The 15,056-nt window shown below is 74.2% G+C and carries 8 protein-coding genes and 1 pseudogene; 1 reads left to right on the top strand and 8 read right to left on the bottom strand.

Annotated features, from left to right (window positions below):
- Window positions 1–30 precede the first annotated feature (30 nt).
- The 7 genes and pseudogenes from ACFVXG_RS13515 to ACFVXG_RS13485 form a co-directional block, all read right to left on the bottom strand.
- Window positions 31–558 (bottom strand): annotated as a pseudogene (locus ACFVXG_RS13515) (DoxX family membrane protein); the annotation flags it as partial.
- Window positions 559–730: 172 nt separating this feature from the next.
- Window positions 731–2,299 carry a glutamine-hydrolyzing GMP synthase gene (gene guaA, locus ACFVXG_RS13510; protein ID WP_387927069.1) on the bottom strand — a complete coding sequence of 523 codons (1,569 nt, stop codon included), beginning with the start codon at window positions 2,297–2,299 and terminating at the stop codon, window positions 731–733.
- Window positions 2,300–3,528: 1,229 nt separating this feature from the next.
- A complete protein-coding gene (locus tag ACFVXG_RS13505) occupies window positions 3,529–5,475 on the bottom strand; it encodes a hypothetical protein (RefSeq protein ID WP_387927067.1) in 1,947 nt (648 codons plus the stop codon).
- A gap of 119 nt (window positions 5,476–5,594) precedes the next feature.
- Complete coding sequence (locus ACFVXG_RS13500) at window positions 5,595–7,385, bottom strand: GMC oxidoreductase (protein WP_387927065.1); 1,791 nt, start codon at window positions 7,383–7,385, stop codon at window positions 5,595–5,597.
- Between the two features lie 50 nt (window positions 7,386–7,435).
- The gene (locus ACFVXG_RS13495) at window positions 7,436–9,079 is read right to left on the bottom strand and encodes a succinic semialdehyde dehydrogenase (protein WP_387927063.1); all 1,644 of its coding nucleotides are present in this window, start codon (window positions 9,077–9,079) and stop codon (window positions 7,436–7,438) included.
- A gap of 102 nt (window positions 9,080–9,181) precedes the next feature.
- On the bottom strand, window positions 9,182–10,975 hold the full coding sequence (locus ACFVXG_RS13490) for a protein kinase (RefSeq protein ID WP_387927061.1): 1,794 nt from the start codon (window positions 10,973–10,975) through the stop codon (window positions 9,182–9,184).
- A gap of 162 nt (window positions 10,976–11,137) precedes the next feature.
- Complete coding sequence (locus ACFVXG_RS13485; RefSeq protein WP_387927059.1) at window positions 11,138–12,226, bottom strand: hypothetical protein; 1,089 nt, start codon at window positions 12,224–12,226, stop codon at window positions 11,138–11,140.
- 57 nt (window positions 12,227–12,283) lie between these two features.
- On the opposite strand from ACFVXG_RS13485, the gene ACFVXG_RS13480 reads away from it, so the two are divergent.
- A complete protein-coding gene (locus ACFVXG_RS13480; protein ID WP_387927057.1) occupies window positions 12,284–12,805 on the top strand; it encodes an SHOCT domain-containing protein in 522 nt (173 codons plus the stop codon).
- 32 nt (window positions 12,806–12,837) lie between these two features.
- Here ACFVXG_RS13480 and ACFVXG_RS13475 read toward each other — a convergent pair whose 3' ends face one another.
- Window positions 12,838–14,832 carry a protein kinase gene (locus ACFVXG_RS13475; protein WP_387927055.1) on the bottom strand — a complete coding sequence of 665 codons (1,995 nt, stop codon included), beginning with the start codon at window positions 14,830–14,832 and terminating at the stop codon, window positions 12,838–12,840.
- Window positions 14,833–15,056: the final 224 nt, after the last annotated feature.

The following is a 15,056-nucleotide window of genomic DNA, read 5'->3' as shown; positions in this document are numbered from 1 at the left end:
GTGCTCCTCGGTCAGCCCCCGCTCGCGGTCCCGTCCGGCCCGCCCGGCCAGGTAGCCGTCCACCGACAGGTACGGGGTGCCGGCCAGCAGCAGCGGGGTCCAGGCCAGCAGGTAGCCGAGGTCGTTGCCGAGGTAGTACGGCGAGACGCTCCAGCTGACGGTCAGCCACAGGCTGAGGTTGATCAGCGCGCCGCCGAGCGCCGCGATCCGGCCCCAGAGGCCGAGCAGGGTGCCGAGGCCGACCGCCAGCTCGCCGAAGGCGATGGCCAGCGCGGACAGGGTGGGCGCGTCCAGCGCGGGGCCGAGCAGGAAGGCGATCGGGCTGCCGCCCGCCTTGGCGGCCCGGGTCTGGGAGAGGAAGGAGGCCGGGTCGCCGGCACCGGCCAGGAAGTGCGCGTCGGAGAGCTTGTCCAGGGCGGCGTAGACGAAGGTGACGCCGAGGAACAGCCGCAGAGGCAGCAGCGCGTACCTGGACGCGAACGCCCGCCGCCGGGCCGCCCGGTCGGCCCGGCCGGCCGCTCCTCCGTCGATCGCCTCGGAGTTGCTGACCTCCGACATCCCGCACACCTTCCCTCACGGCCTGCCGCTTTCTGACAGGTCCGGTCCGCATTCTGCCCGCTCCTGCCCGCTTTCGGTGGGACGTGCCGGAGCCGTGACCGCGAACGGCCGCGCCGCCGTTCCCTTCACTACGGGAACGACGGCGCGGCCGTTCAGGCTTCGCGGGGAGGGCTCACTCCCACTCGATGGTGCCCGGCGGCTTGCTGGTGACGTCGACGACGACGCGGTTCACGTCGCGGACCTCGTTGGTGATCCGGGTGGAGATCTTCGCCAGCACGTCGTACGGCAGGCGCGACCAGTCGGCGGTCATGGCGTCCTCGGAGGAGACCGGGCGCAGCACGATCGGGTGACCGTAGGTGCGGCCGTCGCCCTGCACGCCCACGCTGCGCACATTGGCGAGCAGCACGACCGGGCACTGCCAGATCTCGCGGTCCAGGCCGGCCGCGGTCAGCTCCTCGCGGGCGATCGCATCGGCGTCGCGGAGCAGGTCCAGGCGCTCCTTGGTGACCTCGCCGACGATCCGGATGCCCAGGCCGGGGCCCGGGAACGGCTGGCGCTGGACGATCTCCTCCGGCAGGCCGAGCTCCTGGCCGACCATCCGGACCTCGTCCTTGAACAGCTTGCGCAGCGGCTCGACCAGCTGGAACTGGAGGTCCTCGGGCAGGCCGCCGACGTTGTGGTGGGACTTGATGTTGGCGGTGCCGGTACCGCCGCCGGACTCCACCACGTCCGGGTACAGGGTGCCCTGGACCAGGAAGTCGACCGACTCGCCGTGCGCGCCGGCCTCGGCGACGATCTCGGCCTGGGCCTGCTCGAAGACCCGGATGAACTCCCGGCCGATGATCTTGCGCTTCTCCTCGGGGTCGGTGACCCCCTTGAGCGCGTTCAGGAAGCGCTCGGAGGCGTCGACGACCTTCAGCTGGACGCCGGTGGCGGCCACGAAGTCCTTCTCGACCTGCTCGGTCTCGCCCTTGCGCATCAGGCCGTGGTCGACGTAGACGCAGGTCAGCCGGTCGCCGATGGCCTTGTTGACCAGGGCCGCGGCGACCGCGGAGTCCACGCCGCCGGACAGGCCGCAGATCGCGCGCTTGGTGCCGACCTGCTCGCGGATCAGGGCGATCTGCTCCTCGACCACGCTTCCGGTGGTCCAGGTCGGAGCGATGCCGGCGCCGCGGTAGAGGAAGTGCTCCAGGATCTGCTGGCCGTGGTCGGAGTGCAGCACCTCGGGGTGGTACTGGACGCCGTACAGCCGGGCCTCGTCGTTCTCGAAGGCCGCGACCGGGACCACCTCGGTGGAGGCGGTGACGGTGAAGCCCGCCGGGGCGGCGGAGCAGGCGTCGCCGTGCGACATCCACACCGAGTGCTCCGCCGGCACGCCCTCGAACAGGGTGGAGCCGGTGCGGGAGACCTTCAGCGGGGTGCGGCCGTACTCGCGGGCACCGCTGTTGTCGACGGTGCCGCCCAGGGTCTTCGCCATCAGCTGGAAGCCGTAGCACATGCCGAAGACCGGGACGCCGGCCTCGAAGATCGCGCGGTCGAGCTGCGGCGCGCCCTCTTCGTAGACCGACGACGGACCGCCGGAGAGGATGATCGCCTTGGGGTTCTTGGCGAGCATCTCGGCGACCGGCATGCTGCTCGGCACGATCTCGCTGTAGACCCGCGCCTCACGCACCCGACGGGCGATGAGCTGGGCGTACTGGGCGCCGAAGTCGACCACCAGGACGGTGTCGTTGTCCGGCACGGACTGGACGGGAATTGCAGAGGACACAGACGGCCTTCCGGCAGCGGTATCGAGGTGTCGCGCGGAGCCGCCTCCCCGACGGAGGGCAGCGGCGGCGGACGGGTGTGGGGTGTCTGGACACCGATTCTACCGGGCTGTCCGGTTTCACTCGTCTGCACGTCCAAAGGACCGTGACCGGTCGGGCCCGCTCTTCGTTGCTTCAGACGACCGCACGGTTCCGCCGCGTCCGCCAGACGCGCCGCCGCCGCCCCCGACCGGGGGCACCGCCGTACGGCTGCAGGACCACGCGTGGAGCTTCACCCCAGTCCACCGGCGCATGTGGCGCCGCCGCCCCGGCCAGCCGGGGAGCGCGGCTCCGTGGGACCGTGCGCGGGTGCCGCGGCCGGCCAGCAGGGGACAGCGACCCCGGCCGCGACTGGGCCGAGAGGTGGGACGGCCGGCTCCCCGGGGACGCCCGGGACCGGCCGTCGCACCGCCCTTCGATCCGGGGCGCACCCCGGGCGCACCACCCCCGCCGTCCCGCGCTGCTACGCGCGTCCCCGTGCGCCGCAGCCCCTCGAACCACTACTCACCGTGATCATTCAGTGCGGTGCCGCCGGTAAATGGACTGTGCCGAACTGTGCCGAACCGGTTGCAGAGCAGCCCCTCCGTCCACCACGATGCTCGGTGTGAACGGTTCTCCCGGCGGCCGGAAGGCCTGCCGTGGAGGCCCGGACCGATGTCTCCGCGGCCTCGACGCCGCACGGCGGCGGCGGTCATCACCTCACGCTCCGTGATCAAGGGCCCGCGCAGACCTGTCCGCCGACCCGCCGCCGCACGGGAGCGCGTGCCCCGCTCCACCGGCCACCCACGCCGGCGCGCGGAGCCACACCACGAGCCGACCGACCCGACGGCGCTCCTCCCCCGGCGCCGTCACCTCCAGCACCGGCGCAGCCCTGACGCCGAGTGCTGAGCGACAAAGGGCCCCGTTCCCCCGCGGGGCCCTTTGCCCTTTCCGCGCCCGGCCTAGGGCGTGTCTGACAATTCCCGCCGGGCGCGCGACGCTCCCCCAGCCTTCGGCCGGGAGGTACCCCCAGGGCACAAGCGCACCTCGCCGCGTTGTCGTCGGTCGCCGATGGCCCCCAGCCTTCGGCCGGGAGGTGCCCCCACCGCATGGACTCCCTCCTCCGCCTTGCGATGCACGCACCCCAACGCCGCGCGCTGATCCGACGCGAATTGTCAGACACGCCCTAGGGGTGGTCGCGCCAGACCGTCGGGTCGACCGGCTCCTGCGCCGGCCGCCGGGCGTCCGGAGGCAGCCCCGTCCCGGCCGCCGGGGCGGGCGGCGCGTCGTGCGAGCCCATCACCTCACTCACCCCGGCCACCTCCGGCGCGTCCGCCACCGGCCCGGCATCCGCCACCGGCCCGGGCGGGTACGGCGCTCCGGGCACCGCGGCCCCCGGCGGCGGCGCCCCGTACGCCGGACCGCCCTGCCCGGGAACCCCGGGCGCCACAGGCGCCCCCGGCACCCCGTAACCCGGCCCGGCCGGGTACGGCACCGCCGGCGGCACCGCCCCGTACGACTCGTACGACCCGTACGGCCCCGCCCCGGGCGGCACCGCCCCGTAGGCCGCGCCGGCGCCCCCGCCACCGAGCGCCGCCAGCAGCGCGGGCACCAGCAGCGCGCCGACCGCCGCCCAGACCACGGCGGCCACCAGGACGCTGACGAACACCAGGCCGATCGAGGTGTCCTGGGTGGTGACCGTGCTGTTCGAACCGCTCCAGCCACCGTCGTCCGGCGCGACGAAGGACATCGCCGCACTGGTCAGCCCGCCGGAGGCCGCCGACAGCCCGGTCAGCAGCGCGGCGTACACGACCGCCAGCCGGAGCCGGTCATTCACGTCCAGCCGCCGCCGGTGGGCCGTCCAGCCGAGCAGGACCGCCGCGGCGAGCGCCAGCAGAGCGGCCCAGCGCCAGTCGGCGGACTGGTCGTGCAGGTCGAAGAAGGAGAACTCCGTGTGCCTGCCGCGGTCACCGCTCCAGCCGGGGGTGTCCCCGCCCAGGTCGCTGCTCCCCCGGACCGTCGCGCCCGAGCCCAGGCCCAGCAGCTCCAGGCCGAGGTTGGGCAGGAAGGCCAGCGAGACCGCCGTCTGCCAGCCCTGGTCGCTGTTGACCGCGACCAGCACGAAGGCCGTCGCCGAGGCCAGGCCCACGGTCAGCGCGAGGGCCTGGCCGGCCGTCAGCGCGGCCACCGCCCAGCCGCGCACCGACCGGCTGCGCCACGCGGCCCAGCGCAGCGCGTCGGTGCCGTACACGGTGAAGGCCAGCAGCCCGCCGAGCAGGACGGTCCAGCCGACCGCCCACAGCCAGCCGGAGTCGGTGCTGATCGACGGCTTCCCGAGGCTCGGCCCGGAGCCGTAGTAGTCGGATTCGCCCTCGGCGCCCTTGGGGTTCCAGCTGGTGCCGCCGACCAGGCCGAGCGCCACGGTCACCAGGCCGAGCACCACCGCGGTGCGCAGCGCCTCGCCGGCCGCCTGGCCGCGGGTCAGCTGGGAGCCGTCGGCCTTGCGCCGCCGCAGTCCGGCCCGCAGGCCGAGCCAGAGGGCCACTCCCCACAGGACGGTGACCGTCATCGGCACCACCCAGAGGGTGACCTCCAGGCCCTCCGAGCGGCTCCGGCTGATCGGGCTCTGGAAGCCGAGCCGGAACGGCGCCCCGAGCGCGTTCAGCGCCATTCCCAGGGTGGACAGCAGGCGGTCGCCGAAGTCGGGCGTCGGGAAGGTCCGGTCGTAGGTGTAGTCGCTCGGGATCGCCGCGATCAGCGCCGCCAGCAGCAGCACCGCGGTCGGGCCGAGGGCCGCCCGCAGCGCCGGGCGCCAGTCGGGGCCGGTCAGCAGCCGCCGGGCGGCCGAGGACGGCTGGTACGGCCGGCCGGCCCCCCAGCTGCCCAGCGCGGGCGGGCCGCCGGCCGCCGGGTAGCCGGGCGGCGGCGGGTAGCCGGCCCCGGGCGGCGGCGGGTGGTACCCGGCCGGCGGGAGGGCCGGCGGCCCGTACCCGGGGGGCGGTGGCGGCGGTGGCGGCGGTGCCGCGGGCAGGGCGACGGCCGTCGGCGGCGGAGGCATCGCCGGCCGGCCGCACGAGCCGCAGACCGAGGCCCCCTCCTCCGAAGTCGCGCCGCACGATGCGCAGTTGGCCATGGACCGGATTCCCCCCGCTCGACGAGTTCCTGGTCCCCCAGGGAGCCCGTTTATCCCATCGGATCCGAACGACTGTCAACCGATAAGCGGCACGGGCTGGTTGGCTGTCGACAGGGGTGTCAGCCGCGCTTCTTCGGGACCTCCGGGACGGGCAGCAGCGGCAGTCGCAGCGCGCCGAACGCGCCCTCCGGCACGGCCGGTCGCACCGGCGCGACCGGGGCCACCGGGCGGTAGGACCCGCCCTGCTCCGGACGCCGGTCGGCCTCCCCCTTGTTGGGCCACATCGACATCGCGCGCTCGGCCTGCGCGGTGATGGTGAGCGAGGGGTTGACGCCGAGGTTGGCGGAGACGGCCGCGCCGTCCACCACACTGATCCCGGGGTGGCCGTACAGCCGGTGGTACGGGTCGACCACGCCGGTCTCCGGGGCGTCGCCGATCGGGCAGCCGCCGAGGAAGTGCGCGGTCATCGGGATGTCGAAGATCTCGCCGACGGTGCTGCCCGCGAAGCCGTTGATCTCGTCGGCCAGCGCCTGGGCGCCCTTCTCGGCGGCCGGGATCCAGGTCGGGTTGGGGGTGCCGTGGCCCTGGCTGGAGGTGAGCCGGGGCTTGCCGAGCGGGCCCTTCTTGAGCGAGACGGTGATCGAGTTGTCCAGCGACTGCATCACCAGGCCGATGATCGTCTTCTCGGACCAGCCCCGCTGGTTCATCGAGCGGCCGAAGGTCACCGGGTGGAGCACCGAGTTACCCAGGTAGCGCAGCCAGCGCGGGGCCTTCCCGCCGCCCTTGACCTGCGCGATCGACAGCGCGCCCATCGCGTTGGAGCCCTTGCCGTAGCGGACCGGCTCGATGTGGGTGTTGGCGTCCGGGTGGATCGAGGAGGTGATCGCCACGCCCTTGGTGAAGTCCGCCTTGGTGCCGTAGCGCCGGTCGGTGGTCTGCGCGCCCACCAGCGCCTCGGAGTTGGTGCGGGTCAGCTCGCCGAGCCGGTCGGAGATCCGGGGCAGGTGGCCGGCGTCGCGCATCCGGTGCAGCAGCGACTGGGTGCCGTAGGTGCCGGCCGCGACCACCACCCGGGCGGCGGTGATGGTCCGGGCGCCCGCCTTGACCCGGTCGGTCCTCGACCGGGAGTCGGTGCGGCGCACGTCCACGGCGTAGCCGCCGCCGGCCTCCCGGATCCGGGCGACGGTGGTGAGCGGGTGGATCTCCGCGCCCCCCGCCTCGGCCAGGTGCAGGTAGTTCTCGGTGAGCATGTTCTTGGCGCCGTGCCGGCAGCCGGTCATGCACTCGCCGCACTCCACGCAGGCCTTGCGGGCCGGGCCGGCGCCGCCGAAGTACGGGTCGGCGACCTCCTCGCCGGGCGCGCCCTTGGCCGTGCCGTCGGTGTCCTTGCCGTCCCCGAAGAAGACCCCGACCGGCGCCATGTGGAAGGTGTCCCCGACGCCCATCTTCTCGGCCGCGGCCTTGAGGTGGACGTCGGACGGCGTGACGGTCGGGTTCAGCCGGACCCCGAGCATCCGCTGCGCCTGGTCGTAGAACGGCGCCAACTCCTGCTGCCAGTCGGTGATGTGGCGCCACTGGCGGTCCTCGAAGAAGGCCTTCGGCGGCACGTACAGGGTGTTGGCGTAGTTCAGCGAGCCGCCGCCGACCCCGGCGCCGGCCAGGATCAGCACATTGGCCAGCAGGTGGATCCGCTGGATCCCGTACAGCCCGAGCTGCGGCGCCCACAGGTAGTTCGGCAGGTCCCAGGAGTTGCGGGGCAGTTCGTCCCGCTCGAAGCGCCGCCCGGCCTCCAGGACGGCGACCCGGTAGCCCTTCTCGGTCAGCCGCAGCGCCGCGACCGAACCGCCGAAGCCGGAGCCGACCACGACCACGTCGTAGTCGAACTCCGCCGCACCGTCGGACTCCACCATCTGCCACTGCTCCTCGGGGGATCGAAGGGAAAGGGGGCGTACGCCGCCCGCTACTTGAACCGCAGCGCCTTGAGCGCCCGCAGCCCGCCGGTCATCACGGCCGCGAACTGCCGGTCGTCCAGCCCGAACGAGGGGGCGATCGGCATCACCCGCTGGGTCGAGACGGTCTGCGCCTCGGTGAAGCGCAGGATGCCGTCGGCGCCGTGCCGCCGGCCCAGCCCCGAGTCGCCCATGCCGCCCATCGGCGCGCCGACCGAGCCGTACGCGGCCGCGTAGGCCTCGTTGACGTTCACCGTCCCGGTGCGCAGCCGGGCCGCGACCGCCCGGCCGCGCCGCAGGTCCCTGGTCCAGACGCTGGAGTTCAGGCCGTACGGCGTGGAGTTGGCGGCGGCCACCGCCTCCTCCTCGGTGTCGAAGCGGTAGACCGCGACGACCGGGCCGAAGGTCTCCTCGCCGCAGACCGCCATCTCCGGGGTCACCCCGTCCAGGACGGTCGGCTCGTAGAAGTACGGGCCGAGGTCGGGCCGGGCCCGGCCGCCGGTGAGCACGGTGGCGCCGGCCTTGACCGCCTCGTCCACGTGCCGGGTGGTGGTGTCCAGCTGCCGGACGGAGACCAGCGAGCCCATGTCGGCGCCGTAGGCCAGGCCGCCGCCCAGGCGCAGCGCCTTGGTGCGGGCGACGAACAGCTCCAGGAAGCGGTCGGCCACCGAGCGGTGCACCAGCAGCCGCTCGATCGAGATGCACAGCTGCCCGGCCGAGGAGAAGCAGGCCCGGACGGCGCCCGCGGCGGCCGCTTCCAGGTCGGCATCGGAGAGCACCAGCATGGCGTTCTTGCCGCCGAGCTCGAGCGAGGCGCCGACCAGCCGGGCCGCGGCGCGCTGGGCGACCTCGCGGCCGGTACGGGTGGAGCCGGTGAAGGAGACGTAGTCGGCGTGCTCCACCACGGCGGGGCCGATCACCGGGCCGTCGCCGAGCACGATCTGCCACAGGTCGGCGGGCAGCCCGGCCTCGATCAGCAGCTCGCGGGCCCACAGGCCGGTCAGCGCGGTCTGGGTGTCGGGCTTGTTGACCACCGCGTTGCCGGCCGCGAAGGCGGGCAGCAGGTCGCCGACGCACAGCTCCAGCGGGTAGTTCCACGGCGAGATGTGGCCGATCACGCCCTTGGGGCGGCGGGCCTCCACGGTGTGGGTGAGCACCGGCAGCGCACCGCCGCGGCGCCGGTCCTTGAGGTAGCCCTGCGCGGCGCGCCCGTAGTGCCGGGCGGCCATCGCGACGGCCAGCACCTCCTCGAAGGCGTGCAGCCGGGCCTTGCCGGTCTCGGCCTGGACCAGGTCCAGCACCTCGTCCTGCCGCTTGAGCAGCAGGTCGTGGAAGCGCAGCAGCACCGCCGCCCGGCGGCGCACCGGCAGCGCGGCCCAGGCCGGCTGGGCGCGGCGGGCCAGCTGGAAGGCGACCTCGACGTCGGCCGGGGTGGACTGCGGCAGACCGGCCAGCCGCTCACCGGTCAGCGGGGCGACGGTCTCCACCACGCTGGGCTCGCCGGTGGCGGTGACCCCGGCGGCCAGCCGCTCGACCAGGGACCGGGGGACGGCCGTCGCGACGGTCCGGCCGCCGCCGGGGGCGGCCGGGTTGCCGTCCGCCGGGGCGGCGCCGGGGTGTTCGGTGGCCACTGCGTCTGCTGTGAGGTCCGACATACGGCGCAGCCTAGGCCTTCGGACCCCGGCGCGGTACCCGTCGGTAACAAGAATCTGCCGCACTCGGGCGAAAGCGGGGCGCTCCGCCCGTACGGCCCGGGCTCAGCGGGTCGGCGTGAAGTGGTTGAGCACCGTGGTGAAGCGCTGCTCGGCCTGCTGCCACTCACCGTCCTTGTCCGGGCTGGACGCGTAGATCGCGTAGGCGGTGCCGTCCTCGTCGAGGAACTCGGTCTCGATCGCCCGCCGGCGCCCGCCCTCCTTGGCCGCGTAGCTGAACTCCCAGGTGGCCGCCTCGTGGCCGTTCACCACGGAGCCGGTCAACCGGTGCTGCTTGTAGTCCTTGAGCGACTTGGAGACGTTGCCCTCCATCTGCCGCATGTGGTCCAAGGGCTTGACCGACTGCCCGACGGTGACCGCGAACTGCAGGTAGTGCACCCGGTTGTCGGGGCTGTAGAAGATCTGGTTGTTGTCCGGGACGCCGAGGCTGCGCTGCCAGGTCGGGCCGCCGGTCGGCAGCGGGAAGCGGAAGCCGGCCGAGTCGTCGACCCAGCGGTAGCCGGCGGGCGCGGATGCCCCCGGGGTGGGGGTGCCGGTCGGTTCCGGATCGGTGGGCTCGGCCGTGTCGGGCTGGGTGGTCGGGGTGGGGTCGGCGGTCGGGGAGCCGACCACGTGCCGGGTGGCGAAGTAGGTGGCCGCGGCCGCCAGCACGCCGACCGCCACCGCGACGGCGACCAGCTTCATCCGCTTGCGGCGAAGGGCCGGCCCGCGCGCGGGCGCACCGGGGTGCGCCACCGGCGCGCCGGGAGCGGTGTGCGCTCCCCCGGGGGCACCGGGCCCGTCGGCCCGGACCTCCGGGACGAACGGTACGGCGGCCGACACCGCGGTCGCCGCCGTCCCGGCCGGACGCGGATCGGTCGGCGCCTCCGAGCCCGAGCCCTCCGGCGAGGAGGCCACGGTCCCGTCCGGCCCCTCCCGGCGGTCCACCACCGGCACCGACTGGGTGGGCGTCCGCACCGGGCCGGCCGTCGGCCCGACCGTCTTGAGCCCCATGGTGTGCCCGGCCTGGACCTCGGCCAGCATCCGGGCCGCCTCGTCCGCGCTCGGCCGGTCGGCCGGGTCCTTGGCCATCAGCGCGGCCAGCACCGGTCCCAGCGGCCCGGCCCGGCGCGACTCCGGCAGCGGCTCGTCGACCACCGCGGCCAGCGTGGTGATCGGCGAGTCGCGGCGGAACGGCGACTGGCCCTCGACCGCCGCGTACAGCGTCGCCCCGAGGCCCCACAGGTCGGAGGCCGGCCCGGGCCGCTCGCCCTGGGCGCGCTCGGGCGCCAGGTAGTCCGGCGAGCCGACCAGGTCGCCGGGCCGGGTCAGCTCGGTCGAGCCCTCGTACTTGGCGATGCCGAAGTCCAGCAGCACCACCCGCCCGGTGCCGCGCTCCAGCAGCACGTTGGCCGGCTTGACGTCCCGGTGCAGCACGCCGAGCTGGTGGCCGCGGTGCAGCGCGGCGAGCACCTGGCTGCCGACCTCGGCGGCGGCGCGCGGCGGCAGGGTGCCGTCCTGGCTGATCACGTCGGCCAGCGAGCGGCCGTCGACCAGCTCCATGACGATCCACGGCCGGCCGTCCTGCTCCAGCACGTCGTGCACGGTGATCACGCCGGGGTGCTTGATCCGGGCGGCGGCGCTGGCCTCGCGCTTCATCCGGGTGTGGAGGATCTGCAGATCCTCCTCCGGCAGGTGGTTGACGGTCAGCTCCTTGACCGCGACCTCGCGGTCCAGCATCCGGTCCCAGGCCCGCCAGACCGTGCCCATCCCGCCCCGGCCGAGCCGCTCACCGAGCTCGTACCGCCCGGCCAGCAACCGCTCCGCTTCGGCCGCCTCCGGCCGGTCCTGCACGCCCATCGGCGACCGCTCCCCCTCTCGATTCCACGCGCCGTCACCGCGACCGAAAGCCCGCTGCAGACCGCTGTTCGAACAAATCCCACGGACACATTAGGCGCACCGTGCCAAGCCCGGTAATCTCGCCCACCCGCCGGACCGGCAGACCGGCGCGAACCGGGGCCGTCAGCCTGCGAACAGGACCACGGCGACCATTCCCAGCACCAGCAGCGCGAACACGCCTCCGACCAGCAGCGGCCCCAGCAGCGCCGGGGGTATCCGCGATTTCCTCCCACCCTCCGCGCCCGCCTCCGCCGACACGGTCTCCGCCCCGCGACCACGCCGACGCGGCCGCAGCGGCACCAACGGCGCCTCCGGCTTCAGCTCGACCTCCCGCGCGGCCCGTTCCCCGTCGGCCGGCTCCGGCGCGCCCGCCAGCAGCGCCGCCAGCTCCTCCTGCACCTCCCGGGCGGTGGGCCGCAGCGTCGGGTCGGGCTGCAGCAGCCGCTCGACCAGCGGCGCGGCCGGCCCGCAGACCACCGAGGGTTCGCGCCGCCCGTCCCGGACGGCCGTCACCAGCTCCGGCACACCCAGCTCCGGGAACGGCGACCGTCCGGTGACCATCCGCTGCAACAACGCCCCGAGCGCCCAGCAGTCCCCCGCCGGGCCGCCGTCCAGCGGCCAGCGCTCGGCCACCGGGCCGACCAGGGTGGCCCGGACCTCGTAGCGGCGGCGCCCGCCCGGCCCGCCGAGGTCCTCGGCCAGCGCCTCCTGCGCCACCCCGCCGAGCAGCCCGCCGAGCAGCGCCGCACCGTCCTCGCAGACCAGCACCGACTCGGCGGTCACATTGCCGTGGGCGAGCCCGGCCTCGTGCAGCGCCCGCAGCGCGCCGGCCAGGTCGGCCGCCAACTCGGCCGCCCGGTACGGCGGGAGCGGCCCGGCGGTGAGCAGCTCGGCCAGCGTCCAACCGGCCGGCCGCTCCTCTACCGTCCACAGCAGCTCGCCCTCGACGAAGGCGCCGACCCCGCGCAGCAGCCGCGGGTGCCAGGTCGGCGCGGCCGCGCCGACCGTCGCCACCCGCCGCACCAGCCGGTCCCCGTGCCCGGGGTTCGGCTCGTCCGGGTCCTGACCCGCGGTCAGCAGCGCGGGCAGCTCCACGGCGCGCAGCAGGACCGTTTCACCGGTCCGCTCGTCCACCGCGGAGGCGCGGAGAAGTTCGGGACGGTCCGTCAGCCGGTACCGCCCCGCCAACAACTGGCCCGGGCCGCCTCGCATGCCAGTTCCTCTCGCTCACCGAGCAGCCTACTGATCGGCTCCTTTACGCTCGGCCCCATGGACTGGACCGATCTGATCGACACCGCCTTCAAGGTGGCGGGCAACAGCAACCAAGCCAACCGGGCCGAGGCCGTCCGCGCGGTCGAGGCGTCCGTCATCGGGGGCGAGGAGCCCGTCGCCTCCACGGCCGGGCGCCATCCCGACCACTTCCGCAAGGGGGTGCTCGTCCTCACCACCCACCGGCTGCTCTTCCTGAAGGACGGGAAGCCGCCGGTACCGGTTCCGCTCACCGCCGTCACCGACGCCACCGTGGCCCGGACCAAGCTCAACGGCGAGGTGCTGACCGTCGTCGCACTGACCGGCTCCCACCGCTTCGAGGACGTGGCCAAGGCCGAGGTCTTCGCCGAACAACTCCGCGAGGCCAGCCGCCTCGCCCGCAGCACCCCACCCCAGGCCCCGGAACCGACCCCCTCCGGCGAGCAACTCCTCAACCAGCTGGAACGCCTGGCCGCCCTCCACACCTCCGGCGCACTCACCGACGAGGAGTTCACCCGCGCCAAGCACCGCCTACTCGGCTGAGCACCTTCCCCGGTCGACCTCCTCGGTCGACCTTACGGCGCCGGCTGGAAACTGTTGAAGACGACATCCCGAACCGGCGCCTGCGCCGCCCACTGCGCGTCCGGCACGATCCAGTAGATCGAGTAGCCGTACTTGGCCGGACTGCCCGTCACGAAGCCCCGGTTCAGCGAGTGGGTCTTGGGCGTGCCGTTGGTCCACTCCCAGTCCGCCGCGTTGCTCCACTGACGGTAGGTGATCGCCGACAGGTTCAGCCGCTGGTAGTTGGTCACCTGACCACGGATGTTGGGCTCGGACTCCTGCCAGTCGGCCAGCGCACTCGCGCCGGGCGAGGTGGTCCACTCGATCCGCAGCTGGCTGCCGTCGGCGGAGTTCTTGAAGATCCGCCGGTTGGGATCCGACCCGGACGGCTGCAGCCAGTCGGGCAGCACGACCGAGAAGCCGCTCGGGTCCTGGTACACGTGGAACCCGGCCGGAGTCTGCACCGGAGCCGACTCACTCGGCGCAGGCGCCGGCGGCTGCGGCTGCGCCGCACTGCTGGTGACCGGCGCCGGCACCGCGGCCGAGGACACCGGCTCCGTCGGCGTCCCCGCCGGCGCCGACTCCCCCGCCGGAGCCGACGCGTCACCCGTCACCACCGGACTCGGACTCGAACTCGAACTCGGACCCGGCGTAACCGCCCCCGCCGACGCGACCGGCGAGGTGGCCCCCGCACTGTGCGTGCCCGCCCCCTTCGCCCCGGTGTCCCCGCTGCCCACCGCCTGGACCACCGCGACGATCCCGGCGATCAGCAGCAGCACCAGCACCACGGTGACCACCGCGAGCCGCCGCCGCCCCTTGCGCGGGTCGGCCCCGGCCGCCTGGGTCGCCCCCATCGTCCACTCACTGGTCACCGGCCGGATCGACTCGGCCCCCGGCGCCGGATCGGCGGACTCCCCGCCCCCGACCTCGACCGCGGCCTCCGCCACCGGCTCCACGGCCTTGGCCCGGCTCCCCACCCGAACCGTCCCCAGCAGCCCACCCACAGTCCGCTTCGGCGCTTCCTTCGGCTCAGCGTCCTCGGCCTTGCCATCCCCCCCGCCCGCCACCGGCTCCACCGACTTCACCGACTTCACCGGCTCTGCCGACTTCACCTTCTCCACCGACTTCACCGACTCCACCGGCATCGCATGCTCAGTGGTCGACTCGGCCTTCACGGTCGCCTCCGCGACCACCCGCTTGAGCATCGACCGGGTCTGCGCCGCATCCAGCCGCTTCGCCGGATCCTTCTCCAGCAGCCCCTCGATCACCGGCCCCAGCGACCCGGCGTTCGCCGGCGCGGTCAGGTCCTCGGTCATCACCGCGGTCAGGGTGGCCAGCGCCGAGCCGCGGTCGTACGGCGGCCGCCCCTCGACCATCGCGTACAGCGTGCCGCCCAGCGACCACAGGTCGGCCGGCGGCCCGGGCTTCTGCCCGCGCGCCCGCTCCGGGGATATGTACGAGGGCGCGCCGACCAGCATCCCGGTGGAGGTGATCGAGGCGTCTCCCTCGACACTCGCGATGCCGAAGTCCGTGAGCACGACCCGGCCGTCCTCGCCGATCAGCACATTGGACGGCTTGACGTCCCGGTGCAGGATGCCCAACGCGTGCGCGGCGATCAGCACGCCCAGCACGTCCAGCGCGATCTCCGCCGCCCGGGCGGGCGCCAGCGGCCCGTCCTCCCTCACGACGTCGGCCAGCGAGCGCGACTCGACCAGCTCCATGACGATCCACGGCCGGTCGTCCTCGTCGACCACGTCGAAGACGGTCACCGCCGAGTTGTGCCGGATCCGCGCGGTCGCCTTCGCCTCGCGCAGCGTCCGGACGATCAGCCGGTGCTTCTCCTCCTCGTCGACGCTGGCGTTCATCCGCAGTTCCTTGACCGCGACGGTCCGGCCCAGCATCTCGTCCTCGGCGCGCCATACGGTGCCCATGCCGCCGCGTCCGAGCACGCCGTTCAGCCGGTAGCGGCCGGCCAGGAGGCGGCCGGTGGAACCCTGCGCCTGGGTCATTCGGAACGTTCCCCCATGTGCTGCTGGCGGTCGTGGTGACGGCGCGTCGGCCCGGCCAGGGCCCGAACGCCCAAGCCTCCATCATCCCCTGTCCGGAGGGGCGACGACCACCCACCCCCCGTCCCAAGCCGGGACGAACCGGAAAGGGTGCGACGCTCTGTGCCCGATCTGTGATCGAAAACTCGCCAAGATCTGCCCGAGGCGCTGCTACCGTACGGCAGCTC

It is taken from the genome of Kitasatospora sp. NPDC058162, from assembly GCF_042884005.1.
Classification (GTDB): domain Bacteria; phylum Actinomycetota; class Actinomycetes; order Streptomycetales; family Streptomycetaceae; genus Kitasatospora.
The sequence above is the reverse complement of the archived record's forward strand: the minus strand, read 5'-3'. Positions and strand labels throughout refer to the sequence as shown.

What these genes read in the sequence shown, in the direction of transcription:
- ACFVXG_RS13505 (WP_387927067.1), bottom strand. Translation starts at nt 5,475, where the DNA reads ATGGCCAACTGCGCATCGTGCGGCGCGACTTCGGAGGAGGGGGCCTCG.
- ACFVXG_RS13500 (WP_387927065.1), bottom strand. Translation starts at nt 7,385, where the DNA reads ATGGTGGAGTCCGACGGTGCGGCGGAGTTCGACTACGACGTGGTCGTG.
- ACFVXG_RS13495 (WP_387927063.1), bottom strand. Translation starts at nt 9,079, where the DNA reads ATGTCGGACCTCACAGCAGACGCAGTGGCCACCGAACACCCCGGCGCC.
- ACFVXG_RS13490 (WP_387927061.1), bottom strand. Translation starts at nt 10,975, where the DNA reads ATGGGCGTGCAGGACCGGCCGGAGGCGGCCGAAGCGGAGCGGTTGCTG.
- ACFVXG_RS13485 (WP_387927059.1), bottom strand. Translation starts at nt 12,226, where the DNA reads ATGCGAGGCGGCCCGGGCCAGTTGTTGGCGGGGCGGTACCGGCTGACG.
- ACFVXG_RS13480 (WP_387927057.1), top strand. Translation starts at nt 12,284, where the DNA reads ATGGACTGGACCGATCTGATCGACACCGCCTTCAAGGTGGCGGGCAAC.
- ACFVXG_RS13475 (WP_387927055.1), bottom strand. Translation starts at nt 14,832, where the DNA reads ATGACCCAGGCGCAGGGTTCCACCGGCCGCCTCCTGGCCGGCCGCTAC.